Annotated in this window: 22 protein-coding genes; 11 read left to right on the top strand and 11 right to left on the bottom strand. The window is 44.7% G+C overall.

Annotated features, from left to right (window positions below; translation table 11 throughout):
* The first annotated feature begins 4 nt into the window (after positions 1-4).
* The gene (gene trmD / locus ACED41_RS01555) at positions 5-745 is read left to right on the top strand and encodes a tRNA (guanosine(37)-N1)-methyltransferase TrmD (protein WP_102319880.1); all 741 of its coding nucleotides are present in this window, start codon (positions 5-7) and stop codon (positions 743-745) included.
* A gap of 59 nt (positions 746-804) precedes the next feature.
* The gene (gene rplS / locus ACED41_RS01550; RefSeq protein WP_004735514.1) at positions 805-1,158 is read left to right on the top strand and encodes a 50S ribosomal protein L19; all 354 of its coding nucleotides are present in this window, start codon (positions 805-807) and stop codon (positions 1,156-1,158) included.
* Positions 1,159-1,442: 284 nt separating this feature from the next.
* Here rplS and yacG read toward each other — a convergent pair whose 3' ends face one another.
* The 8 genes from yacG to nadC form a co-directional block, all read right to left on the bottom strand.
* Entirely contained in the window at positions 1,443-1,640 is a 198-nt protein-coding gene (gene yacG / locus ACED41_RS01545) for a DNA gyrase inhibitor YacG (protein WP_004735515.1), read from the bottom strand.
* 81 nt (positions 1,641-1,721) lie between these two features.
* Positions 1,722-2,462 carry a cell division protein ZapD gene (gene zapD / locus ACED41_RS01540; RefSeq protein WP_017063237.1) on the bottom strand — a complete coding sequence of 247 codons (741 nt, stop codon included), beginning with the start codon at positions 2,460-2,462 and terminating at the stop codon, positions 1,722-1,724.
* A 26-nt stretch (positions 2,463-2,488) separates the two neighbouring features.
* Positions 2,489-3,103 carry a dephospho-CoA kinase gene (gene coaE, locus ACED41_RS01535; protein ID WP_371724371.1) on the bottom strand — a complete coding sequence of 205 codons (615 nt, stop codon included), beginning with the start codon at positions 3,101-3,103 and terminating at the stop codon, positions 2,489-2,491.
* 2 nt (positions 3,104-3,105) lie between these two features.
* Positions 3,106-3,975 carry an A24 family peptidase gene (locus ACED41_RS01530; protein ID WP_371724370.1) on the bottom strand — a complete coding sequence of 290 codons (870 nt, stop codon included), beginning with the start codon at positions 3,973-3,975 and terminating at the stop codon, positions 3,106-3,108.
* Positions 3,976-4,041: 66 nt separating this feature from the next.
* On the bottom strand, positions 4,042-5,271 hold the full coding sequence (locus tag ACED41_RS01525; protein ID WP_102428510.1) for a type II secretion system F family protein: 1,230 nt from the start codon (positions 5,269-5,271) through the stop codon (positions 4,042-4,044).
* Positions 5,272-5,286: 15 nt separating this feature from the next.
* Positions 5,287-6,972: a type IV-A pilus assembly ATPase PilB gene (pilB, locus tag ACED41_RS01520; RefSeq protein WP_371724369.1), complete on the bottom strand. Its 1,686-nt coding sequence runs from the start codon at positions 6,970-6,972 to the stop codon at positions 5,287-5,289.
* On the bottom strand, positions 6,972-7,418 hold the full coding sequence (locus tag ACED41_RS01515; RefSeq protein ID WP_371724368.1) for a pilin: 447 nt from the start codon (positions 7,416-7,418) through the stop codon (positions 6,972-6,974). Before ACED41_RS01515 ends, pilB begins: the two co-directional genes overlap by 1 nt.
* A gap of 253 nt (positions 7,419-7,671) precedes the next feature.
* Positions 7,672-8,562, bottom strand: a complete 891-nt coding sequence (gene nadC / locus ACED41_RS01510) for a carboxylating nicotinate-nucleotide diphosphorylase (RefSeq protein WP_017065901.1) — start codon at positions 8,560-8,562, stop codon at positions 7,672-7,674.
* Positions 8,563-8,645: 83 nt separating this feature from the next.
* Here nadC and ampD point away from each other — a divergent pair, with 83 nt between their 5' ends.
* The 5 genes from ampD (at position 8,646) to lpdA (ending at position 16,835) form a co-directional block, all read left to right on the top strand.
* Positions 8,646-9,245, top strand: coding sequence for a 1,6-anhydro-N-acetylmuramyl-L-alanine amidase AmpD (ampD, locus tag ACED41_RS01505; protein WP_371724367.1), 600 nt, complete (start codon positions 8,646-8,648; stop codon positions 9,243-9,245).
* 483 nt (positions 9,246-9,728) lie between these two features.
* Entirely contained in the window at positions 9,729-10,490 is a 762-nt protein-coding gene (gene pdhR / locus ACED41_RS01500) for a pyruvate dehydrogenase complex transcriptional repressor PdhR (protein WP_065584924.1), read from the top strand.
* Positions 10,491-10,552: 62 nt separating this feature from the next.
* On the top strand, positions 10,553-13,216 hold the full coding sequence (gene aceE / locus ACED41_RS01495; protein ID WP_136973773.1) for a pyruvate dehydrogenase (acetyl-transferring), homodimeric type: 2,664 nt from the start codon (positions 10,553-10,555) through the stop codon (positions 13,214-13,216).
* Positions 13,217-13,242: 26 nt separating this feature from the next.
* Complete coding sequence (aceF, locus tag ACED41_RS01490) at positions 13,243-15,162, top strand: pyruvate dehydrogenase complex dihydrolipoyllysine-residue acetyltransferase (RefSeq protein WP_371724366.1); 1,920 nt, start codon at positions 13,243-13,245, stop codon at positions 15,160-15,162.
* 242 nt (positions 15,163-15,404) lie between these two features.
* Positions 15,405-16,835, top strand: coding sequence for a dihydrolipoyl dehydrogenase (gene lpdA / locus ACED41_RS01485; protein WP_017059440.1), 1,431 nt, complete (start codon positions 15,405-15,407; stop codon positions 16,833-16,835).
* Between the two features lie 219 nt (positions 16,836-17,054).
* Here the strand turns inward: lpdA and ACED41_RS01480 are convergent, their stop codons facing one another.
* Positions 17,055-17,660, bottom strand: coding sequence for a LuxR/HapR/OpaR family quorum-sensing transcriptional regulator (locus ACED41_RS01480; RefSeq protein WP_019824386.1), 606 nt, complete (start codon positions 17,658-17,660; stop codon positions 17,055-17,057).
* 337 nt (positions 17,661-17,997) lie between these two features.
* Between ACED41_RS01480 and hpt the strand changes: the two genes are divergently transcribed.
* Positions 17,998-18,528 (top strand): hypoxanthine phosphoribosyltransferase, encoded by a 531-nt coding sequence (gene hpt / locus ACED41_RS01475; protein ID WP_017059438.1) that lies wholly within the window; start codon positions 17,998-18,000, stop codon positions 18,526-18,528.
* A 74-nt stretch (positions 18,529-18,602) separates the two neighbouring features.
* Here hpt and can read toward each other — a convergent pair whose 3' ends face one another.
* Entirely contained in the window at positions 18,603-19,271 is a 669-nt protein-coding gene (gene can / locus ACED41_RS01470) for a carbonate dehydratase (protein ID WP_017063246.1), read from the bottom strand.
* A 286-nt stretch (positions 19,272-19,557) separates the two neighbouring features.
* Between can and ACED41_RS01465 the strand changes: the two genes are divergently transcribed.
* The 3 genes from ACED41_RS01465 to ACED41_RS01455 all read left to right on the top strand — a co-directional run bounded on the left by ACED41_RS01465 (position 19,558) and on the right by ACED41_RS01455 (position 23,229).
* Entirely contained in the window at positions 19,558-21,189 is a 1,632-nt protein-coding gene (locus ACED41_RS01465) for a SulP family inorganic anion transporter (RefSeq protein WP_017063247.1), read from the top strand.
* Between the two features lie 350 nt (positions 21,190-21,539).
* A complete protein-coding gene (locus ACED41_RS01460; RefSeq protein WP_017059435.1) occupies positions 21,540-22,457 on the top strand; it encodes an ABC transporter ATP-binding protein in 918 nt (305 codons plus the stop codon).
* A gap of 1 nt (position 22,458) precedes the next feature.
* Positions 22,459-23,229 (top strand): ABC transporter permease, encoded by a 771-nt coding sequence (locus ACED41_RS01455; protein ID WP_371724365.1) that lies wholly within the window; start codon positions 22,459-22,461, stop codon positions 23,227-23,229.
* An 86-nt stretch (positions 23,230-23,315) separates the two neighbouring features.
* Here ACED41_RS01455 and panC read toward each other — a convergent pair whose 3' ends face one another.
* Positions 23,316-24,206: a pantoate--beta-alanine ligase gene (gene panC / locus ACED41_RS01450; RefSeq protein WP_017059434.1), complete on the bottom strand. Its 891-nt coding sequence runs from the start codon at positions 24,204-24,206 to the stop codon at positions 23,316-23,318.
* Positions 24,207-24,213 lie beyond the last annotated feature (7 nt).

Here is a 24,213-nt window from a genome sequence, read left to right as displayed (position 1 = left end):
ACACATGTGGGTTGGCATTATTAGCCTTTTTCCTGAAATGTTCCGTTCTGTTACTGATTTTGGAGTAACAGGTCAAGCGGTTAAAAAAGGTCTTTTATCTATTGAGACATGGAATCCTCGTGATTTCACTCATGATAAACATCGCACTGTTGATGACAGACCTTACGGTGGTGGTCCTGGCATGTTAATGATGGTTCAGCCTTTGCGCGACGCTATCAAAACTGCCAAGCAAGCAGCACCGGGAAAGACGAAAGTCATCTATCTTTCACCTCAAGGTCGTAAACTCGACCAGAAAGGTGTTGAAGAGCTGGCAACAAACGAGAATTTACTTCTTATTTGTGGTCGCTATGAAGGGGTAGATGAGCGCATCATTGAATCTGAAGTTGACGAAGAATGGTCGATTGGAGATTTTGTGATGACGGGTGGCGAACTGCCAGCCATGACGCTGATTGATTCAGTATCTCGGTTTGTTCCGGGTGTACTTGGAGATTTCGCTTCAGCAGAAGAAGATTCTTTTGCAAATGGTTTGCTAGATTGTCCCCATTATACGCGCCCTGAGGTGCTAGACGATAAAGATGTACCATCGGTACTCAAGTCTGGAAACCATAAGGACATTCGTCGCTGGCGATTAAAACAATCGTTGGGCCGAACTTGGCTAAGAAGACCAGAACTCCTGGAAAACCTAGCTCTGACTGACGAACAGGAACAATTACTGGCTGAATTCATTAAAGAGCAACGCTCTTAACGAAAAGCAAGCAGTAACCTATTAAATTTAGTATCAGTTTATTCTAGGAATTTATACAAATGAGCAACATCATCAAGGCTCTTGAAGAAGAGCAACTAAAATCAGACCTTCCTAAATTCGCACCAGGTGACACTGTTGTAGTTCAGGTTAAGGTAAAAGAAGGTGACCGTGAGCGTCTACAGGCTTTCGAAGGCGTTGTAATCGCTATTCGTAACCGTGGTCTACACTCTGCATTCACAGTTCGTAAGATCTCGAACGGTGAAGGCGTAGAGCGTGCGTTCCAAACTCACTCTCCAATGGTTGATAGCATCGAAGTTAAACGCCGTGGTGCAGTACGTCGTGCCAAGTTGTACTACCTACGTGAGCGTTCTGGTAAGTCAGCTCGTATTAAAGAGAAGCTTACTAAGAAGTAATTCTTTTTGCATTCTATCGATAAAAGCGGAGCCATTTGGCTCCGCTTTTTTGTGTCTGTTATTTGGAGTTTCGCAGGTAAGAGATCCCCAATTAGCTCATTCCTCGCTCTGGAGGATGACGGAACAAACCGAAACTCATATTTAACCGTCATTCCCTAGACTGACGAAGGAAGGAGTAGGGAATCTCTACTAACGCCGTGTTATAGGCAATAAAAAAGGATTGACGTTAAACGCCAACCCTTCAAAAGCTACTCGCTACTCGCTACTCGCTACTCGCTACTCGCTTAGTGCGGATCTTCCGACCAACCATCGCTATCTGACATATCTGGTGCGCCAGCGATGCTGTTCTCTTCGTCTGCCCATTCACCGAAATCAATCATCTGACATTGCTTGCTGCAAAACGGGCGGTGCGGGCTTTGTTCGCCCCATTCAACGTCAGCATTACATTGAGGGCATTTAACGATGGTGATTTTCTTCGACATAGTGATTCTTAATTTGAAGGTGTAATAATAGTGAGTTTAGGCTCGAGTGAGGACTCAAGCCAAACTATAAAAGGAAATTAATTAGGTGCAGATTGCCAATTCAAATTCGATGTCTTGAGTACAGGCTTGCCCAGTTTCAAAGCTCATGAACTTAACAGCAAAGCGGTTCTTGTGACCGGAGATCATCGGGTAGGCACCGTATTGCATCGGAATAGAAAGACGAAGGATATTCGCTTCATCGGCATCGCTCTGGAAGAAGCCAGCACGAGCGATTTGCTCTTTGAAGTGACCCGTCTCTCTGGTGAGCTTCAACCACAGTGTTAGCGCTTCATACAGAGGCTGTAAGCTGTCCATCCAAGCTTTAGCATCTCGCATTCTCTTATCAAGAGGAAGGTGCAGCCAATAATGCAGTGCCGGTAAATCAAAGCAGCATGAGCCACCTGGAAGATTAAAGCGCTGGCGAATCGCACTCAGGAAGCGGTCTTCTTTAAGTGATTGGCCAAAACGTTCTGCCTGCATCAGATCACGATAGATGTTACCAATGTCATTAAGTAGTGATGTCAGCATCTCTTGATCGACACCTTCAACATCCAACCAGCTTTTGTAGGTTACACGTTGCTTCTCAATATCTTTTGCGAGTTCGCTCTTGAGTTGGATCTGTTCGAAGATTTCAATCAGATCAAAGATGGAACGGAAAAAGAGTTGATACTGTTGAGCATCGGAAAATGTAGAAGACAAGTGTAGCTGCCTCAAGAGCGATTCAACTCTTAAGTAGATTCTTGTTTTCTCATTTAGAGGATGTTCAAATTTATGGGTGATCATCAAGCAAACCTTCATTCAACATAGTTCTATTCTGACCCATCTACTGTACTGATTGCCAGATACTTTTGATGTAAATCTGTGATTTGAGGCAAAAGTTCTTGGTTTTTAGTATGGTTTTTAATCACGTCATCTGCAACCGCTAAGCGCTGTTCTCTTGAAGCTTGTGATTTTAAAATTGCGGCAACCTGTTCCTTCGAAACATTGTCACGACTCATTGTGCGTTCTATTTGCACTTCTGTAGGCACATCAACGATTAAAACGCGATCGGCCATGCCTTGCATTTGGTTTTCAACCAATAGCGGTGCGACTAATAAAGCATAAGGGGATGTGACTTTAGACAGGTCACTGTCAATTTTGTCACGGATCATGGGATGAAGAAGATCATTGAGCCACTGCTTCTCTTTAGGATCTGAGAAGATCAGCTCACGCAGTCGACTTCGGTTGAGTGTTCCATCGTCAAGCAAGATAGATTTACCAAAGTGTTCTGTAATTTGTTTTAAGCCGTCACTGCCCAGTGCAACCACTTCACGTGCCACGATATCAGCATCAACAATATCAATATTAAAATGTTCATTGAATAGGTTGGCGACCGTGGTTTTGCCACTGGCGATACCACCGCTCAATCCGATAATGATTGCCATGGTTAAATTCCTAGTACAGAAGTGAAATACCAACCCATGATGTCATTACCCCACATCAAGCTTACCCAACCCGCAATTGCAAGGTAAGGGCCAAACGGAAAGGCTTTATCTATGCCTTGCTGTTTCAGGCGAAGTTGAATCAAACCAAACACAAGGCCTACGAGCGAAGATAAAAGGATGATCATAGGTAGGTGCTGCCAACCAAGCCATGCACCAAGTGCAGCTAGGAGTTTGAAGTCACCGTAACCCATCCCTTCTTTACCTGTTAGCAGTTTGAACAACCAATACACCGACCACAGAGCTAGGTAGCCAGTCATTGCGCCAACCACAGAATCTTGCAGCGATACTGAGCTGATATTAAACAGTGCTAAAGCGATACCGGACCATACCAAAGGCAAGGTAATTTGATCAGGCAACAACATAGTATCGAGATCGATAAAGGTCGCGGTAATCAGTGCGAAGGTGAAAAAAATCAAAGCAATGGCGTAGTAACTGAAACCAAAGTGGCTAGCAACCATTGTGCAAAGTATTGCGGTAAGCAGTTCGACCAAAGGGTAGCGAGCACTGATTGGATTAGCACAGCTGTGGCACTTACCCTTTAAGAACAACCAGCTTAAGACTGGAATATTATCGACGATTCTTAATTGGGTTTTGCACTTCGGGCAGGTTGAACGAGGAATGCTGAGATTAAACTTTCCCTCTGGCGCTGGAATTTTATATTGAGAGAAATATTCCGAGCACTCTTGTTGCCATTCGCGTTCCATCATAATCGGTAAACGGTGTATGACTACGTTGAGGAAGCTGCCGATAAGAAGGCTAAAAATGAAAGCTAATACAGGGAATAGCCAAGGATAGTAGTGAAATACTTCCATAGTGTCCTTTACCACTTAATCAAGGTGAGCAGAGATTGCTGCTCGTGGGTGTTTAGTTGCTTTTAACTATCCTAACACACTCATAAGATTAAAGATCGGTAAGTACATTGCGACAACAAGCCCACCAACAACAGTACCTAAAAATACGATGATCAGTGGCTCTAGAATCTTGCCTAAATTGTCGACTGTGTTGTCTACTTCAAACTCGTAAATCGACGCTACTTTATTGAGCATATCATCAAGGTTTCCTGACTCTTCACCGATCATAACCATCTGTAATACCATTTCAGGGAAGGCGTTGGTATTGCGCATTGCGATATACATCGGCATGCCTGCAGCCGTTTCTCGGTGAACTTCAATGATGGCCGACTCATAATGCAGGTTGCCTGCGGTTTTGGCTGTGGTTTTGAGGCTCATTAAAATCGGAATGCCAGAACTAAAGCTGGTCGATAAGGTTCGGCTGAATTTGGCAATGGAGGCTTTGGCTAATACGCCACCAAGAACAGGGAAGCGTAATCCTAGCCGACTAACAGACAGTCTTATCGAGTGGGAACGCTGACACAGTTGGTAAATAATCAGGACAACAAGCCCGATGCCTACAGCTGTATAAAAACTGTAAGCCTGCATCCAATGGGAAAGGTAAAGTACTTGTTGGGTGAACCAAGGCAGGTCGGCGCCAAAGCCGGAAAACATCGACTCAAACTCTGGAATCACCATGGTCAGCATTAAATAAGAAACGGTCAGTGCAACGATGACCACCATGGCTGGGTAGATCAGTGCTTTGATGACTTTGGACTTTAACTGCTCGCTCTTTTCTCTATAGGTCGCTAAGCGTTCGAATACTTGGGCGAGGTTACCGGAGAGCTCGCCTGTCGCGACTAAATCAGTATAGAGGTCATCAAAGTGGCGGCTTGCAGTTCGCATCGCTTTTGAGATTGGCGTTCCGGCTTCTACACCTTTGCAGATATGCGATAAAATTGATTTCATTTCAGCTTTTCGGTGATTGTCCGACACTAACTTGATGGCTTGTACGATCGGCACGCCAGTAGCCAGCATGGTAGCAAGCTGCCTAGTCAAAATAGTGATGTCTTTGGCTTTGACTCTATGAGTTAAACGAGTGACGGCTGAAATACTTTTCTTTTTGATTTTCTTAATCTGAATATGCTGCTCTTTGAGCTTTTCTCGTACTTCCAATTCGGTGAGCGCTAAGGTTTGCCCAGACACTTTCTTGCCTGAGCTGTTAATGCCTTTCCAGTGATAGCTTTTTAGTTGTGATTGTTTGGACTTGCTACTCATTGGTGCTCCATGGGTTTATATGTACAGAACTCGTTGCAGTTCTTGATAGCTGGTGGTGCCTTCAAGCAATTTATCTAGCCCCGACTCTTGCAGAGTTCTCATGCCCTCTCGACGTGCCAAGTTTTCAATGGCTAACGCGTTCGGTTTGTCGATCAGGCTGCTTTTCAGTTGATCGCTAAACGGCATCACTTCATAGATACCCACTCGCCCCGAATAACCTTGGTTACACTCATTGCACCCTTGAAGATTCGCTTTGTAGATGGTTTGACTGTTAGGAATCGAGTGACGCAGAAATATGTCTGGTGAGTCGTCAGTTTCTTTGCAGTGATTGCACAATCGTCTTGCCAGTCGTTGGGCGATAATCAAACTCAATGATGAAGCGAGGTTAAAGGGTTCTATCCCCATATGAGCGAGTCGAGTTACGGTTTCTGCAGCGGAGTTAGTGTGCAGTGTCGAAAGCACTAAATGACCAGTTTGCGAGGCTTTGATCGCGATCTCTGCGGTTTCCAAGTCGCGGATCTCTCCCACCATTACAACATCGGGATCTTGTCGTAAGAATGATCGCAGTGCTTCAGCAAACCCAAAGCCGATCTTAGGTGTTACTTGTACCTGGTTGATACCACACAGGTTAATTTCCACTGGGTCTTCAGCTGTTGAGATGTTGCGTTCCGTAGTGTTAAGCACTCGAAGGCCAGTATAAAGGGAGACGGTTTTTCCGCTGCCGGTAGGTCCTGTCATTAAGATCATACCTTGTGGGCGTTTCAGGGCATCGAGGTAGAGTGCTTTTTGATCTTCGCTGTAACCTAACTTATCGATATCTAGATTGGCCGCGCTGCTATCAAGCAGTCGCAGTACGATCTTTTCACCCCACAAGGTCGGCAAAGTTGATACACGCATATCAATCGCGAGTTCGTCGTTCAAGCGCAACTTAATACGACCGTCTTGAGGTAAGCGACGTTCAGTGATATCAAGCTTCGCGAGGATCTTTAAACGAGCAGATAGACGACGACTTAAATGGGAAGCGGGTTGTTGTATTTCAACAAGGATGCCATCACAACGCAGTCGTACTCGGTAGTGCTCTTCATAAGGTTCGAAGTGGATATCTGATGCGCCTTTACGAACCGCATCGACCAGTATCTGATTGATAAATCTGCTGACAGGGGAATCGTCTTGACTGAGATCTTCTATCGACGCTATCTCATCGTCAGACACTTCAACAAGATTAGCGAGTTCATCTTGGGTGATCTCTTTGCGTTTAGAGTCTTGCCCGGAAATTGAACGGCCATACAGCTTTCGTATTGCGCCTTCTAGTTCTGAGTAGTTGGCGACGACCAATTCGATCTGCAACCCTGTCGCGAATCGAAAGTCGTCTTCAGCCTGTAAATTAGTAGGGTCAGAAACCGCTAAGGTTAGTGTTGACGAGGAGCAATTTATTGGGATTGAATTGTACTTAGTGATGAGTTCACGTAAACCAAGTTCTTCACATAGAGATTGATAATTAATATTTGATAACTGAATAACAGGTAAACTAAAAATTGCGCTTAGGTTTTCAGCTAGACAGCTATCGGAAAGTAACCCTAGGGAGAACAGTGCTTCCGGTGTTGAAACACCGAAAGCTTGAATATGGTCTACTACAGCTTTCTCTTGAGTTGGGTTAATTAAGTTTGTTTGAAGAAGAGCTGTAAGGAGACTAGGCATCATTATTTACAAGCTTTTGGGACATCATCATCCGTTAGCTTACCAGACTTAGTGAATGTGCAATTCCAACCAGAATTTGTTCTTGCTAATGAAACGTATGCCGTACTTATAGATGTTGTGCTATCGAATAGAAACTTAATTGTTCCGTCAGCTCCGCTGATACTTTCGAAAGATAAAGTACCAATAGCATTCATACCAGTGCTTGCTCCAACAGCGGTAAACCCTGTTGTATCATTTGTAGGAAAGCGACCATTTTCTTGTATAAACATATCTACATTCGTTACTAAAGATTTTGCTGCGGCAAGACCAGTCGTTGCTTCAGATTTCTTTACGTAATTTTGATATGCAGGCACAGCAATCGCAGACAACACACCAATAATCGCTACCACGATCATCAATTCAATCAGCGTAAAGCCTTTCTGGTTCGTTCTTTTGTTCTTGTTATTCATTGTCTAATTCCATTCTTTAGTTTGTTTTAGTGCAGGCACTGGTTGATGGAAAGAATAGAAGTTGAGATGGGGGAGTGGAATGGTGTTCAGGTGTGGTCGCGAGCGGTTTGGTATTTATTGGTGCAGTGTTTCATATAGCCGGCAAAATTATGCGATCAGCTTAAATAACTGCTTGAAATACTGATAATTCAGGCAATAAAAAAGGCACCGTTATCAACAGTGCCTTTACATAAATTAATTATTATTCAGTCAATTACGCTTTGAATCTCATTGATAAATCCATTGCTTTTAGGTGCTTAGTTAGCGCGCCTACCGAGATGTAATCAACGCCTGTTTCAGCGAACTCCGCAATGGTATCTAGCGTCACGTTGCCAGAGTTTTCTAGCGCAGCACGTCCAGCGTTGATTTTCACAGCTTCACGCATCATGTCTGTGGTGAAGTTGTCTAGCATAATGATGTCTGCGCCAGCACTGATCGCTTGCTCTAGCTCTTCTAGGCTTTCGGTTTCAACTTCCACTGGCTTACCTGGGTTCAGCTCTTTTGCAGTAGAGATAGCCTTCTCAATGCCACCACAAGCGATGATGTGGTTTTCTTTAATTAGGTAAGCATCGAACACACCAATACGGTGGTTGAAACCGCCACCACAAGCCACCGCGTATTTCAGTGCGCTGCGTAGGCCAGGAATCGTTTTACGAGTATCTAACAAGCGGCATTCAGTGTGTTTGATTTTGTCTGCGTAGATAGCAGTAGTAGTCGCACAGCCAGATAGCGTTTGAATGAAGTTCATTGCGTTACGCTCACCCGTTAATAGCGCGCGTGCTGGGCCCGTTAGCGTGCAAAGCGTTTGGTTTGGTTCAACCTTGTCGCCATCTTCTACATTCCACTCGATAGTCACTTCACCGCCCAGTTGCTTAAACACTTCGTCAGCCCAAGCTTTGCCACAGAACACGCCGTGCTCACGGGTAATAATGGTTGCACTGTTGATTGCGTCTGCAGGGATTAGACTTGCCGTAATATCAGCCGCTGGATCTAACGTTCCACCTAGATCTTCTTTGATAGTCTCGGCTACTGCACGAGTGATCTCTAGAGGCAGTTGCTCTTTTAAGTAGTCAAGGCGTTGGTGGCTGTTATGTGTGTTTTTCATCGCAAATCTAATCTTGAAAGGGAGTGGGAATGGAATGATACTCTTGCTTAACTTCAAATTAAAGAGGCTAGCGCGACTGCTCTATGGGCAAGGTCACATCTTATTGTGCTAGCAGAAAAGAAAGTGAGACCAAGATGACGATCAGCTCCAACGGATGGTACGACTACGCTCGGCATGTTCCTTCCCCGTATTTTGATGCTCGACCGAGTGCCGACGATATCTCTCTGCTGGTGGTTCACAACATTAGTTTACCTCCGGGTCAATTTGGTGGGCCTTACATCGAACAGTTTTTTACGGGCAAACTCGACCCGAAGGAACATCCGTTTTTTAAGGTGATTCACCAAATGGGCGTTTCGGCGCATTGCTTGATTCGTCGCGATGGGGAAGTGGTGCAGTTCGTCTCTTTCTTAGACCGAGCTTGGCATGCGGGTCAATCGAGCTTTGCAGGGCGTGAAAGGTGCAATGACTATTCGATTGGTATTGAACTGGAAGGCAGTGACTTTGTTGCTTATACCGAGCAGCAGTATCAAGCGCTTAGCCAATTAACAGAAACGCTCGTATCGACGTTTCCTCAAATCACCAGTGAGCGTATCACTGGCCATCAATACATTGCGCCTCTGCGTAAAACTGACCCTGGCTTGGTGTTTGATTGGCAGAAGTTTAAAAAAAATCTCAAAGCTTAAGCCTCAGTTTTTGACGATGGGCTTACCGCTGGTGGGCGTTGAATAGTCAACGCCTGGCATAATGACTTGTGAATTTTTGTTGTTGCGATGTAAAGAAAGTGGTGGAGAGAAGCGCATCAATAAATTGAGAGTGTGACGAACTTATCAAACACTCATTTATTAAAATTTATGAACAGAATTTCCACCCTAAATGTGCGCTTGGTTCGGTTTTTAAACAAGTGACGCTAATCTTTCTGAAACAATTCATTTTTATCCTGAAACTTTCTAGCACGAACACTCCCCAAAAGTATTACCCCTGTAAATGGTAAGACCAATTTGGTTGCTGTTTTAATTTTCATTTGTTAAATCATGGTTAATTCACGCTGTATTCTATGATGCAGGTCAATTTTAGGCTGGACAGTGGCGTTTTAATTATGTTAATTTCTGCCCAACTTAAAATTGGTATTACCAATTGTCAGCGAAGAAAAAGAAGAACAACAAACTATGGCTTATCAAAGGATTCGTCAGCCAAAACTCTCCGATGTTATCGAACAAGAGTTAGAAAGGTTGATAGTGGAAGGAACACTGGCTCCAGGGCAGCAGCTGCCGCCTGAGCGCGAACTGGCGAAACAGTTCGATGTGTCTCGTCCTTCAATCCGAGAAGCGATACAACGTTTAGAAGCAAAACGCTTGCTTACTCGCCGTCAAGGTGGAGGTACGTTTGTTAGCGAAAATATCTGGAAAAGCTTTTCAGATCCTTTGCTTAATTTGTTGTCGTCCCATTCTGAAACCCAACTAGACTTGTTGGAATCGCGTCATGCGATGGAAGGGATTTCGGCTTACTTCGCGGCATTGCGTGGAACTGATGAAGACTTTGCTCGAATTCAAGCATGCCAAGAAAAAATTCGCGGTGCGCAAGATAAGGTTGATATTGAAGCCGAATCTGCAGCGGTGATGGCTTTTCTTATTGCTTTAACAGAGGCAGCGCACAATGTGGTGTTATTGCACATTGTTCGTAGCTTGGCTCCGTTACTCGAACAAAACGTCTTAGAAAATTTAAAGCTGTTGCATCGTCGTAAAGACGTTGTGGAGAAAGTGAGTATACATCGAGCTAACATTGTGGATGCGATCGTTTCAGGACAGCCAGAACAGGCACGTGAAATGTCACACTCTCATTTAGCTTACATCGAAGAAACATTGATGGATTTGACCAAAGAAGAGTCGCGCCGCGAACGTTCTTTACGTCGAATTCAACAGGGTAAATAGCCGTAATACTTCGGCTATTTACGTGTTTAGTAGAATCCAACTAACAAAAAGGATAGATCGCCATGTCTGACATGAAGCATGACGTTGATGCTCTGGAAACTCAAGATTGGTTAGAAGCTCTTGAGTCAGTAGTACGTGAAGAAGGTGTAGAACGTGCACAGTTTTTACTAGAACAAGTTCTAGATAAAGCGCGTTTAGATGGTGTTGATATGGCTACAGGCATCAACACAAACTACATCAACACAATTCCAGCAGCACAAGAGCCAGCTTACCCTGGTGACGTAACTCTTGAGCGTCGTATTCGTTCGATTATTCGCTGGAACGCAATCATGATCGTATTGCGTGCTTCTAAGAAAGACCTAGACCTTGGTGGTCACATGGCTTCTTACCAGTCAGCAGCAGCGTTCTACGAAGTATGTTTCAACCACTTCTTCCGTGCTCCAAACGAGACAGACGGTGGCGATCTAGTTTACTACCAAGGTCACATCTCTCCTGGTATCTACTCTCGTGCATTCGTTGAAGGTCGTCTAACTGAAGAACAGCTAGATAACTTCCGTCAAGAAGTTGATGGTAAAGGTATCCCTTCTTACCCGCACCCGAAACTGATGCCTGAGTTCTGGCAGTTCCCGACAGTATCTATGGGTCTTGGCCCTATCTCTGCTATCTACCAAGCGCGCTTCCTTAAGTACCTTGACGGCCGTGGCCTGAAAGAAACTTCAGCGCAACGCGTATACGCGTTCCTAGGTGACGGTGAGATGGATGAGCCAGAATCACGTGGTGCTATCTCTTTCGCTGCGCGTGAGAAGCTAGACAATCTATGTTTCCTAATCAACTGTAACCTACAGCGTCTAGACGGCCCTGTAATGGGTAACGGTAGCATCATCCAAGAACTTGAAGGCCTATTCAAAGGCGCAGGTTGGAACGTTGTTAAAGTTATCTGGGGTAGCAACTGGGATTCTCTACTAGCTAAAGACACTACTGGTAAGCTTCTTCAACTAATGAACGAAACTATCGATGGTGACTACCAAACATTCAAATCTAAAGATGGCGCATACGTACGTGAGCACTTCTTTGGTAAGTACCCAGAAACAGCTGCACTAGTTGCAGACATGACTGATGACGAAATCTTCGCTCTTAAGCGTGGTGGTCACGATTCTTCTAAACTGTTTGCTGCATTCAACAATGCTAAAGAGACAAACGGTAAGCCAACTGTAATCCTAGCTAAGACTGTTAAAGGTTACGGCATGGGTGATGCAGCTGAAGGTAAGAACATTGCACACGGTGTTAAGAAAATGGACATGACTCATGTTCAACACCTACGTGATCGCCTAGGCCTAGAAGACATCCTTTCAGATGAGAAGATCGCTGAACTTCCTTACCTGAAACTGGAAGAAGGTACGCCTGAGTACGAATACATGCACGCTCGTCGTAACGCTCTACACGGTTACACACCTGCACGTCTTCCTAAGTTTACTCAAGAGTTCAAGGTTCCTGAGCTAGACGCATTCGCACCTCTACTGGGTGAACAGAAGCGTGATATCTCTACAACTATGGCTTATGTACGTACGCTAAACATCCTTCTTAAAGATAAGAACATTGGTAAGAACATCGTTCCTATCATCTGTGATGAAGCTCGTACATTCGGTATGGAAGGTCTATTCCGTCAGGTTGGTATCTACAACCCACACGGTCAAGAATACACACCTGAAGATAAAGGCATCGTTTCTTACTACAAAGAAGCAACGTCTGGTCAAGTTCTTCAAGAAGGTATCAACGAACTAGGTTCTATGGCTTCATGGGTTGCTGCTGCAACTTCATACAGCACAAACGATCTACCGATGATCCCGTTCTACATCTACTACTCAATGTTCGGTTTCCAACGTATTGGTGACATGGCATGGTTAGCAGGCGACCAACAAGCTCGTGGCTTCCTACTAGGTGCTACTGCAGGTCGTACAACACTGAACGGTGAAGGTCTACAACACGAAGATGGTCACTCGCACATCCAAGCGAACACTATCCCGAACTGTATCTCTTACGACCCAACGTTTGCTTATGAGCTAGCGGTAATCATGCAAGACGGTATCCGTCGCATGTACGGTCCTGAGCAAGAGAACGTTTACTACTACCTAACAGTAATGAACGAGAACTACGCAATGCCAGCAATGCCAGAAGGCGCTGAAGAAGGCATCCGTAAAGGTATCTACAAGCTTGAATCTCACGCTGGTGCTAAGGGCAAAGTTCAACTAATGAGCTCTGGTACTATCATGAACGAAGCGCGTAAAGCGGCTGAAATTCTAAGCGAAGAGTACGGCGTAGCATCTGACGTATTCTCTGTAACGTCGTTCAACGAACTAACTCGTGACGGCCAAGCGGTAGAGCGTGACAACATGCTTCACCCAGAAGCGGAAGAGAAAGTACCGTACATCACGACTGTTCTTGGTCAAGAACCTGCAATCGCAGTGACTGACTACATGAAGAACTACGCTGAGCAAGTACGTGCGTACATGCCAACTGAGTCTTACAAAGTACTTGGTACAGATGGTTTCGGCCGTTCTGACAGCCGTGCAAACCTACGTCGTCACTTCGAAGTGAACGCTGGCTACATCGTAGTTGCAGCTCTAACTGAACTGGCTAAACGTGGTGACATCGAGAAATCTGTAGTTGTTGAAGCAATTGCTAAATTCGATATCGACACTGAAAAAACTAACCCGCAATACGCATAAGACTGGCATTAAGGTAGGTAAATACAATGACAATCGAAATTAATGTACCAGACATCGGTGCTGACGAGGTTGAAGTAACTGAGATTCTTGTAAACGTTGGCGACAAGGTTGAAGAAGAGCAGTCACTGATCACTGTTGAAGGCGACAAAGCTTCAATGGAAGTTCCAGCGTCTCAAGCGGGTATCGTTAAAGAAATCAAAGTAGCAGAAGGCGATTCTGTTTCTACTGGTTCTCTTATCATGATCTTTGAAGAGGCAGGCTCTCCTGCGGAAGGTGCTGCAGCAGCACCGGCTGCTCCAGCAGTTGAAGCGGCGGCACTAGTTGCAGCTGCTCCTGCAGCGGCAGCTGAGCTTAAAGAAGTTCACGTTCCTGACATCGGCGGTGATGAAGTTGAAGTAACTGAAATCATGGTTGCTATCGGTGACGCAGTAGAAGAAGAGCAATCTCTTCTTACTGTTGAAGGTGACAAGGCTTCAATGGAAGTTCCTGCACCATTCGCTGGTATCGTTAAAGAAATCAAGATCGCTTCTGGTGACTCAGTATCGACTGGTTCTCTAGTAATGATTTTCTCTGTAGAAACAGGTGAAGTAGCGGGCTCTGGCGCTCCAGTTGCAGCAGCTCCTGCTCCAGCGGCTGCACCAGTTGCAGCGGCTCCAGCTGAAAAAGAAGTAAACGTTCCTGATATCGGTGGTGACGAAGTAGAAGTTACTGAAATCATGGTAGCGGTTGGCGATACAGTAGAAGAAGAGCAATCTCTAATTACTGTTGAAGGCGACAAAGCTTCAATGGAAGTTCCTGCACCATTCGCTGGTACAGTAAAAGAGATCAAGATTGCAGCTGGCGACAAAGTGTCAACTGGCTCTCTAATCATGACTTTCGTCGTGGCCGGCACTCCGGTTGAAGGCGCAGCGCCTGCTCCTGTTGCAGCACCTGCACAAGCAGCAGCTCCAGCGGCGGCACCTGCTCCTAAAGCAGAAGCACCTGCAGCGGCTGGCGACTTCCAAGAGAACGGTGACTACGCGCACGCTTCTCCAGTAGTTCGTCGTCTAGCTCGTGAATTTGGCGTTAACCTTTCTAAGGTTAAAGGTACTGGTCGTAAGAGCCGTATCCTTAAAGAAGACGTTCAGTCTTACGTTAAAGATGCACTTAAGCGTCTTGAGTCTGGTGCAGCTGCATCTGGCAAAGGCGGCGACGGTTCTGCTCTTGGTCTACTACCATGGCCAAAAGTTGACTTCAGCAAGTTCGGCGAAACTGAAGTTCAGAAGCTTTCTAAGATTAAGAAGATCTCTGGTGCTAACCTGCACCGTAACTGGGTAATGATCCCTCACGTTACACAATGGGACAACGCAGACATCACTGAGCTAGAAGCATTCCGTAAAGAACAGAACGCAATCGAAGCGAAGAAAGACACTGGCATGAAGATCACTCCACTTGTGTTCATCATGAAAGCTGTTGCTAAAGCGCTAGAAGCATTCCCAGCGTTTAACTCTTCTCTTTCTGAAGATGGCGAAAGCATCATTCTTAAGAAGTACGTAAACGTGGGTATCGCTGTTGATACACCAAACGGTCTAGTTGTTCCTGTTTTCAAAGACGTGAACAAGAAAGGCATTTACGAGCTATCTGAAGAGCTAATGGCTGTTTCTAAGAAAGCACGTTCTGGTAAGCTAACAGCGGCAGACATGCAAGGCGGTTGTTTCACAATCTCTAGCCTTGGTGGTATTGGCGGTACTGCATTTACTCCAATCGTAAATGCTCCAGAAGTAGGTATCCTAGGTGTATCTAAGTCTGAAATTAAGCCAGTTTGGAATGGTAAAGAGTTCCAACCACGTCTACAGCTTCCACTGTCTCTATCATACGATCACCGTGTGATCGATGGTGCTGAAGGTGCACGCTTCATTACTTTCCTAAACAGCGCACTATCTGACATTCGTCGTCTAGTACTGTAATTGAGAAAGTAATTATTAAGGTGACTTTCGGGTCACCTTAATTCTTTATATAAAGACTATTTTTAGAGAACAGTTTCCTGCATTTCTCATAATCTGATAGGGAATTGTTGTCTAGCTCACAGGCTAACTTAAAGCTACTTTCACACTGTTAACATCTCTGTAAAATGTTTCCTGTTTGAAAGCCCAATAATTTTAAGAACATCTACTCAGCCTGTTAGGGATAATGACTACAAGAGGTCACAATGAGCAAAGAAATTAAAGCCCAAGTTGTTGTACTTGGTTCAGGTCCTGCTGGTTACTCAGCGGCATTCCGTTGTGCGGATTTAGGTCTAGAAACAGTACTAGTTGAACGTTACAGCACTCTTGGTGGTGTATGTCTAAACGTTGGTTGTATTCCATCAAAAGCACTTCTTCACGTTTCTAAAGTAATTGAAGAAGCTAAAGCGATGGCAGAGCACGGCGTTGTATTCGGCGAGCCACAAACGGACATCAACAAGATCCGTATCTGGAAAGAAAAAGTAGTTGATCAACTAACTGGCGGTCTTGGCGGTATGGCTAAGATGCGTAACGTTACTGTTGTTAACGGTTTCGGTAAGTTCACTGGTCCTAACAGCATTCTTGTTGAAGGCGAAGGCGAAGCAACAACTGTTAACTTCGACAACGCAATCATTGCTGCGGGTTCTCGCCCAATCAAACTTCCTTTCATCCCACATGAAGACCCACGTATTTGGGATTCTACGGATGCACTAGAACTAAACGAAGTACCTGAAAAACTGCTTATCATGGGCGGCGGTATCATTGGTCTTGAGATGGGTACGGTTTACCACTCTCTAGGTTCTAAAGTTGAAGTTGTAGAGATGTTCGATCAAGTTATCCCTGCTGCGGATAAAGACATCGTTAAAGTTTTCACTAAGCGCATTAAGAACAAGTTCAAGCTAATGCTTGAAACTAAAGTGACTGCTGTTGAAGCGAAAGAAGACGGTATCTACGTTTCAATGGAAGGCAAAAAAGCACCAGCTGAAGCTGAGCGCTACGATGCTGTTCTTGTTGCTATCGGTCGTGTTCCAAACGGTGCACTTATCGACGCTGAAAAAGCGGGTATCGAAGTTGATGAGCGTGGCTTCATCAATGTTGATAAGCAAATGCGTACTAACGTTCCTCACATCCACGCGATCGGTGACGTTGTTGGTCAACCAATGCTTGCTCACAAAGGTGTGCATGAAGGTCACGTAGCTGCTGAAGTTATCTCTGGTAAGAAGCACTACTTCGACCCTAAAGTAATCCCATCAATTGCGTACACTGAGCCAGAAGTTGCTTGGGTAGGTAAGACTGAGAAAGAAGCGAAAGCTGAAGGCATCAACTACGAAGTTGCTACTTTCCCTTGGGCTGCTTCTGGTCGTGCAATCGCTTCTGACTGTGCAGACGGCGTGACTAAGATGATCTTCGATAAAGATACTCATCGCGTAATCGGTGGTGCTGTTGTTGGTACTAACGGTGGTGAACTTCTTGGCGAAATCGGCCTAGCAATCGAAATGGGTTGTGATGCAGAAGATATCGCACTTACTATCCACGCTCACCCAACTCTACACGAGTCTGTTGGTCTAGCTGCGGAAGTATTCGAAGGTTCAATCACTGACCTTCCAAATAAGAAAGCAGTGAAAAAGAAGAAGTAATCCTTCTTTAGCCACTCGCTAATGTTTTTAAAAGCCGCTGATTCGTCAGCGGTTTTTTTATGTCTGAAGAAAAGAGCAGGAACGTTTCACTCCGAGATGCGAGTACGCTGCGCTTCGGGATGCGAAGAGACATTCCATTCTACAAAAAAGGGTTGGCCCATTAGGCCAACCCTTAAATTATTTACTCGAATCTCGAATCTCGAATCTCGAATCTCGAATCTACTTATAAATGCACAGCATGTTCAAATAGCTATCCGTTAAGCTTGAAAGCTCTTCTGGCGTTTCTACACGTTTCGCTTGGATGAATAGCGAGTAGCAAATGCCGTGGAATAGATTCGCTAGATGTTTAGGGTCGTGATCGTCACAGACTTCGCCGCGTTCAATCGCTTTGCTAAACATGTTTTGTACTAACATTTGGTTAGTGCGGTTAGTTGTTACGAATAGCGGCCATACTTCATCACGAGTCGAAGCGCTCCATTCGAACCACACGTTTAACCAATGGCTATCTTGAGCCACTAACGTCACCATTTCAGTCGCAATATTATGTAGGTTTTGTTTTGCGTGAATATCCAGATCGATATTGTCTGAAAGGAAGTTAGAGAATTGGCGTACAACGTGATTTAGTACTTCATCAACCAGATCTTCACGGGTTGGGAAGTAGTTAAATACCGTTGCGACAGACACCTGAGCGATGTCTGCAATATCAGCGTGTCCACCACGACCGATGCCGCGGCGAGAGAATACCTCAAGAGCGATTTCCATCAATTGAAGTTTTCTTTTTAAAGGTGAAAGCCTAGTTCTAGGTCTCTTAGATATTGAGTCCATTTTATTTTCCTTGCCAACGAAATTTTTATATTAATGATTTTATTATTATTTAAGCCAAGATGAGTGTAATGGTGCATATGCGAATGGTCAATCCTTTCAGCTTGTTTTATAGACAGTTACATCAAACTTGATACATAAAGCGTGATCAGCATTGATGTGAAAGGAGACGAGTATTGGATAAGGCACCAGCGCACATTTCGTGGAGAATCTGACAGTAAATTCGAACCATAAGGTGGTGTGGGTATTTGAGCAGTGCTAGACTTACGCACAAAATTGAGCGACACAACTGACGAAACTGTCAACATTCGTCGCAATCACCAAATAGAATGAGAGCAGTATGAAGCATACAGTTGAAGTCATGATCTCTGAGCAAGAAGTTCAGGATCGAGTGAACGAACTAGGCAAACAGATCACGGAACACTACAACGGTAGTGAAGATCTAGTTTTAGTTGGCTTATTGCGTGGATCTTTTGTCTTTATGGCAGATCTTGCTCGTGCTATCGATTTAACTCACCAAGTTGATTTCATGACCGCGTCTAGCTACGGCAACGGCATGGAAAGCTCACGTGATGTTCGTATTTTGAAAGATCTTGATGATGATATCCAAGGTAAAGACGTTCTACTTGTAGAGGATATTATCGATACAGGTAACACGCTGACTAAAGTAAAAGAGATTCTGAGCCTACGTGGTCCTAAGTCTATCGAAATTTGTACGCTATTAGACAAGCCTTCTCGCCGTGAAGTGACTGTCGATACAAAATGGATTGGTTTTGAGATCCCAGACGAGTTTGTTGTTGGTGTTGGTATCGACTACGCACAAAAATATCGTCACCTACCGTACATCGGTAAGGTAGTACCTCAAGAGTAATCATTACGCTTGTGGTTTAGAAGTCATTAAAAAGCCCGCTTGATGCGGGCTTTTTGTATATATGACGGAATGGGTTAGCTTTGTTGACTAAGAAGAGGCGTCGTTAAGATCTTGTTTAATGCATCTAAGTGACTGTTCTCTAAAGTATCGTTACTTGAGCAACGTACGCCAAGGTCCTGTAGCTTGCCATCGCCAATACCATAAACCACACCATGGATTTCAACGTCTTGGCCACGCTCCCACGCATTTTGCATAATGGTTGAGTTACCTAGGTTATAAACCTGTTCTGCGACGTTAATTTCGCATAACTTGTCACCCCATTGCTCACGAGGAAGCCCCTCGATTTGCTTGCGGTATTTTAGGTAATTGTCACGGATGTGCAGTAACCAGTTATTGATAAGACCAAGTTTAGGGTTATCAATCGCCGCGTTAACACCGCCACAACCGTAGTGACCACAGACAATAATGTGTTTCACTTTAAGCACATCTACTGCGTACTGAACAACAGATAGACAGTTTAGGTCTGTATGAACCACTTGGTTGGCCACGTTTCGGTGAACAAACAGTTCTCCAGAATATAAGCCAGTCAGGCGCTCGGCTGGAACTCGGCTATCTGAACAACCTATCCATAGAAAACCAGGGCTTTGACCCTCTTCAAGCGTTGTAAAATACTCAGGTCTTTCAGAGCGAATTTCTTCAGACCATTTGGAATTGTTCTCAAAAAGCTGTTTTATTTCTGGCATCTTGCTTCTTACATCCCTCAATTAAGATGCTTAACTATACACAATGTTACAAATTCAATCTCGTAAAAACTGCGTCAAAATGTACTCATCTGACGTGTTCTAGTACGGAAAATCATAAACTTAGCCCACTATCAATAATCCGGTTATAAGACATGAATAATGTGATTGAATTAACACTTTCTGAACACTTGATACATTTGCTAAAGTGATAAGGTTTGTCATTTCATCATCAGGAAGGTGTGTTTTGTTTGGAAGTCGTTTTACGGATATCAATCTCAAAGGGGATATGTTTGGCGGTGTAACTACAGCCATCATCTCGTTACCTTTAGCATTGGCATTTGGTGTTGCTTCTGGCGCGGGAGCTGAAGCTGGCTTGTGGGGCGCCATTATGGTTGGCCTATTTGCAGCATTGTTTGGCGGTTCGAGTAGTTTGATTTCTGAACCTACCGGCCCGATGACGGTGATCATGACTGCCGTAATGACGAGTATGGTTGCTAAATATCCTGAAACGGGTATGGCAATGACCTTTACTGTCGTGATGATGGCCGGTGCATTCCAGATATTACTTGGTACGTTAAAGCTAGGAAAATACGTCACTTTGATGCCATATAGCGTGATCTCCGGATTCATGTCGGGCATTGGCGTTATTCTGATTATCTTGCAGCTGTCTCCATTGTTAGGGCATGCCGCTCCATCCGGTGGTGTAATGGGCACGCTCTCTGCTTTACCTGATACGCTAGCAAACTTAAAAGTGAGTGAGCTATTTCTAGGTGCTCTGACACTCGGTATTCTTTTTGGCTTCCCCGCTAAGTATCGTAAGTATGTGCCTGCTCAACTGGTCGCGTTAGTGGCTGTAACGCTCTTGTCCGTCATTATTTTTGATACCGACTCTATTCGCCGTATTGGTGAAATCCCAGCTGGTTTACCTTCCCTCGTTATCCCTACGATCAGCGCTGAACAGTTTACTACTATGGTTATCGATGCCTTGGTGCTTGGTACATTAGGTTGTATTGATACGCTTTTGACCGCGGTTATCGGAGATTCATTGACTCGTAAAGAGCATGACTCAGACAAAGAGCTTCGTGGCCAAGGCATTGCCAATATGATCTCTGGCCTGTTTGGTGCACTACCTGGCGCGGGTGCCACTATGGGGACTGTAACCAATATTCAGGTGGGAGCGCGTTCTCCGCTTTCAGGTGTTATTCGAGCTTTAGTACTTGCGCTCGTGGTATTGGTTGCAGGTGGTTTAACAGAACCGATTCCTATGGCAGTGCTGGCTGGTATCGCGATGTATGTTGGTTTCAATATCCTAGATTGGAGCTTTATCCAGCGCGCGCACAAGGTTAGCTATGCCGGCATGGGCGTGATGTACGGCGTGATGCTATTGACTGTGTTTGTTGACTTGATTATTGCCGTTGGACTGGGTGTGTTTATCTCGAATATTCTGATTATTGAAAGATTAAGCCGAGAGCAAGCCAGACAAGTTAAGGCGATCAGTGATGGTGATGATGAAGACGATATCCCATTGACTGATAGCGAACGTCAGTTACTCGATAGTGCCAATGGTAAGGTGCTATTCTTCTACCTATCAGGGCCGATGATATTCAGCGTTTCAAAGGCGATTTCACGTCAGCACTCAAGTATCTCTGACTATGAAGCGATGATTCTAGACCTGACAGATGTACCTATGATTGATGTCACTGTTGGCCTAGCGCTAGAGAATGCGATTAAAGATGCATTGGATGCGCAGTGTGAGGTGTATCTGCTGTGTCCTAATGAGAATACTCGTCAACAACTAGAGAAGTTCCACGTGATTGACCTAGTACCTGAATCCAACACTTATCGATTCAGATATGAAGCCCTGACGGCAGCAACAAGCTATGTCGACAGAGATGAGCATCAATTTGAGTCAGTTTAATTTTTCAGTAATAAGCTGATATGAATGACCTGATATGAATAATCTAATATGAATAAGCTATAGACGCTCACGTCAAGACTGATCATTAATGCCGTTAAGTGAATCACTTAGCGGCATTTTTATATTTATTGAACGTTGATTTAGTCTTCACGTAGCCAAGACGCTTATTTGTTTTCGACAGAAACTCTCACACGATATTTGTATTAATCGTCAATCAACGATAAACTTGTTTGCAAAATGACCGAGTTAACAAGTTTGGGTTAGTTTTCTGCTAGCTCGTTTTAAGCATTACTCTCTTCCTCAAGCTCGGTCGTCTACATCTTATCTATAGCAAATGGCAGTCTATCTCTATGTATGCATTAGAAATTGAGCAATTAAGAAAAACTTATGCTGGGGGCTTCGAGGCTCTTAAGGGCGTTAGTTTACAAGTAGAAAAAGGCGACTTTTACGCACTACTTGGTCCCAATGGTGCGGGTAAATCAACCACCATTGGTGTTATCTCTTCACTGGTAAATAAAACGTCAGGCAAGGTTAAAGTGTTCGGCTACGACATTGATACCGATCTGGAATTGGCGAAGCAGAACTTAGGCCTTGTGCCTCAAGAGTTTAACTTTAACCCGTTTGAAACCGTTGAACAGATCGTGCTGCAACAAGCGGGTTATTACGGCGTGCCAAAAGCATTAGCGAAAGAGCGAGCGAAAAAGTACCTATCTCAACTCGATCTGTGGGAAAAGCGTGGCGAACGCGCGCGTAACTTGTCTGGTGGTATGAAGCGTCGTTTGATGATCGCGCGTGCATTGATGCATGAACCTCATTTGTTGATCCTTGATGAACCGACAGCAGGCGTTGATATTGAACTACGTCGTTCAATGTGGGAATTCCTAAAAGAGATCAATGAGAAGCAGGGCATTACCATTATCTTGACCACGCACTACCTAGAAGAAGCAGAAATGCTGTGTCGCAACATTGGTATCATCAATCGCGGTGAGCTGATTGAGAACACAACAATGAAAGCGCTGTTGGGCAAATTGAGTGCTGAGACCTTTATTCTGGATCTGGAAGAGGGCACGACTGAACCTAAGCTTGAAGGCGTGAATAGCCAAGTGATGGTCAATGGCTCGCTAGAAATCGAAATCGACAAGAACCTAGGTTTGAATACCATCTTTGCTCAATTGAGCGAGCAACAGGTTAAAGTCCTCTCTATGCGTAACAAAGCAAACCGTCTAGAAGAGCTATTTGTGAGTATCGTCCGTGAGGGGAGTAAATAATATGTACAGCCTATATTGGACCGCTTTCTGCAGTTTGTTGACCAAAGAGATCAATCGCTTTACTCGTATCTGGGTGCAGACTCTGGTGCCGCCAGCGATTACCATGACGCTTTACTTCATCATCTTCGGTAACCTGATTGGTGCGCGTATTGGTGAAATGAACGGCTTTAGCTACATGGAATACATTGTTCCCGGTCTGATCATGATGTCGGTGATCACCAACTCATATTCCAACGTTGCTTCATCGTTCTTTAGTGCCAAGTTCCAGAAGAACATTGAAGAGCTGCTTGTAGCGCCTGTTCCTAACTACGTGATTATCGCCGGCTTCGTAATGGGTGGTGTGGTTCGTGGATTGTTAGTGGGTACCATAGTAACCTTCGTGTCGTTGTTCTTTGTCGACTTACAAGTTGACCATTGGGGCGTGATCATTGCGACGGTATTTTTAACGTCGGTAGTATTCGCTTTGGGTGGCTTGATTAACGCGGTATTCGCACGCACGTTTGATGATATCTCTATTATCCCAACCTTTATCTTAACGCCGCTGACGTACCTTGGTGGTGTGTTCTACTCGATCAGTCTATTGCCTGAATTCTGGCAAGGTGTATCGAAGTTGAACCCTATCGTGTACATGGTTAACGCGTTCAGATATGGCTTCTTGGGTGTGTCTGATGTGGGGATCGTGACGTCGTTTGGCGTACTAGGTATGTTTATCGTGCTGTTGTATGGCATTGCACACTACCTAGTGACAAAGGGTATTGGCTTACGTAGCTAACCTTTGGTTCATCTAAGTAACAGGTAAAGAAAAAGGTCGATATAACATCGACCTTTTTTTTGTTTTGCGTTAAGAGCAGAAGCCGACTATTCAGTCGTTTCTTCTTTCACTTCTTCTTTGGTTTCCGTTACCAAATCGAGAACTTGGTTATCGATAAGACGCGTCTTACCTAGGAAAGCCGACATTAGAATCACTGCTTGAGTTGATTCTGAAGTGATCGCTTGCAGAGTTTTAGCATCACAAATGAAGATTTCGTCAGGTTGAAGATCTGCAGCGCGTAGCTGGTCAGTAGCATCTTCAATCACTGATGCGTAATCATCGCGACCACCACGAATAGCGCTGCTGATCCAGCGCATAGTACGCGCTAAAACGGGCGCTCGTTGGCGCTCGTCAATCGTTAGGTTGCTATTGCGAGAGCTCATTGCCAAACCATCCATTTCACGAACGGTCGCAACGCCGACAACTTCAATGTCTAATGCTAAATCAGTGGTCATCTGGCGAATAACAGCAAGTTGCTGAAAGTCTTTCTCGCCGAAGCATGCAAAGTCTGGCTGAACGATATTAAACAGTTTAGTGACAATGGTTGATACACCACGGAAGTGACCTGGACGAGAGGCACCTTCAAGCATGTGAGATATGCCAGGGACCTCAACAAACGTCTGCTTGTCTAATCCATCTGGGTACATCACCTCTGGCGTTGGTGTAAATACTAGCTCAACCCCTTCACCTGTTAGTTTGCTTAAATCTGCTTCTAACGTTCGAGGGTAGTTGTTTAGGTCGTCTGCACGGTCAAACTGCATTGGGTTTACAAAGATGCTTACCACAACGATGTCGGCCAGTTCACGAGCTTTCTTTACCAGAGTCAGGTGGCCTTCATGCAGGTTTCCCATTGTCGGTACAAAAGCAACCGTACGTCCATCACGCTTAAACTGTTTAATCTGCTCACGAAGAGCCGCTATTTCAGCAAAAGTTTGCATACTTACT

The organism is Vibrio sp. 1F255, from assembly GCF_041439145.1.
In the GTDB taxonomy this organism is placed as follows: Bacteria; Pseudomonadota; Gammaproteobacteria; order Enterobacterales; family Vibrionaceae; genus Vibrio; species Vibrio crassostreae_C.
Note: the sequence above shows the minus strand (reverse complement) of the source record. Positions and strands in the feature narration are given on the sequence as shown.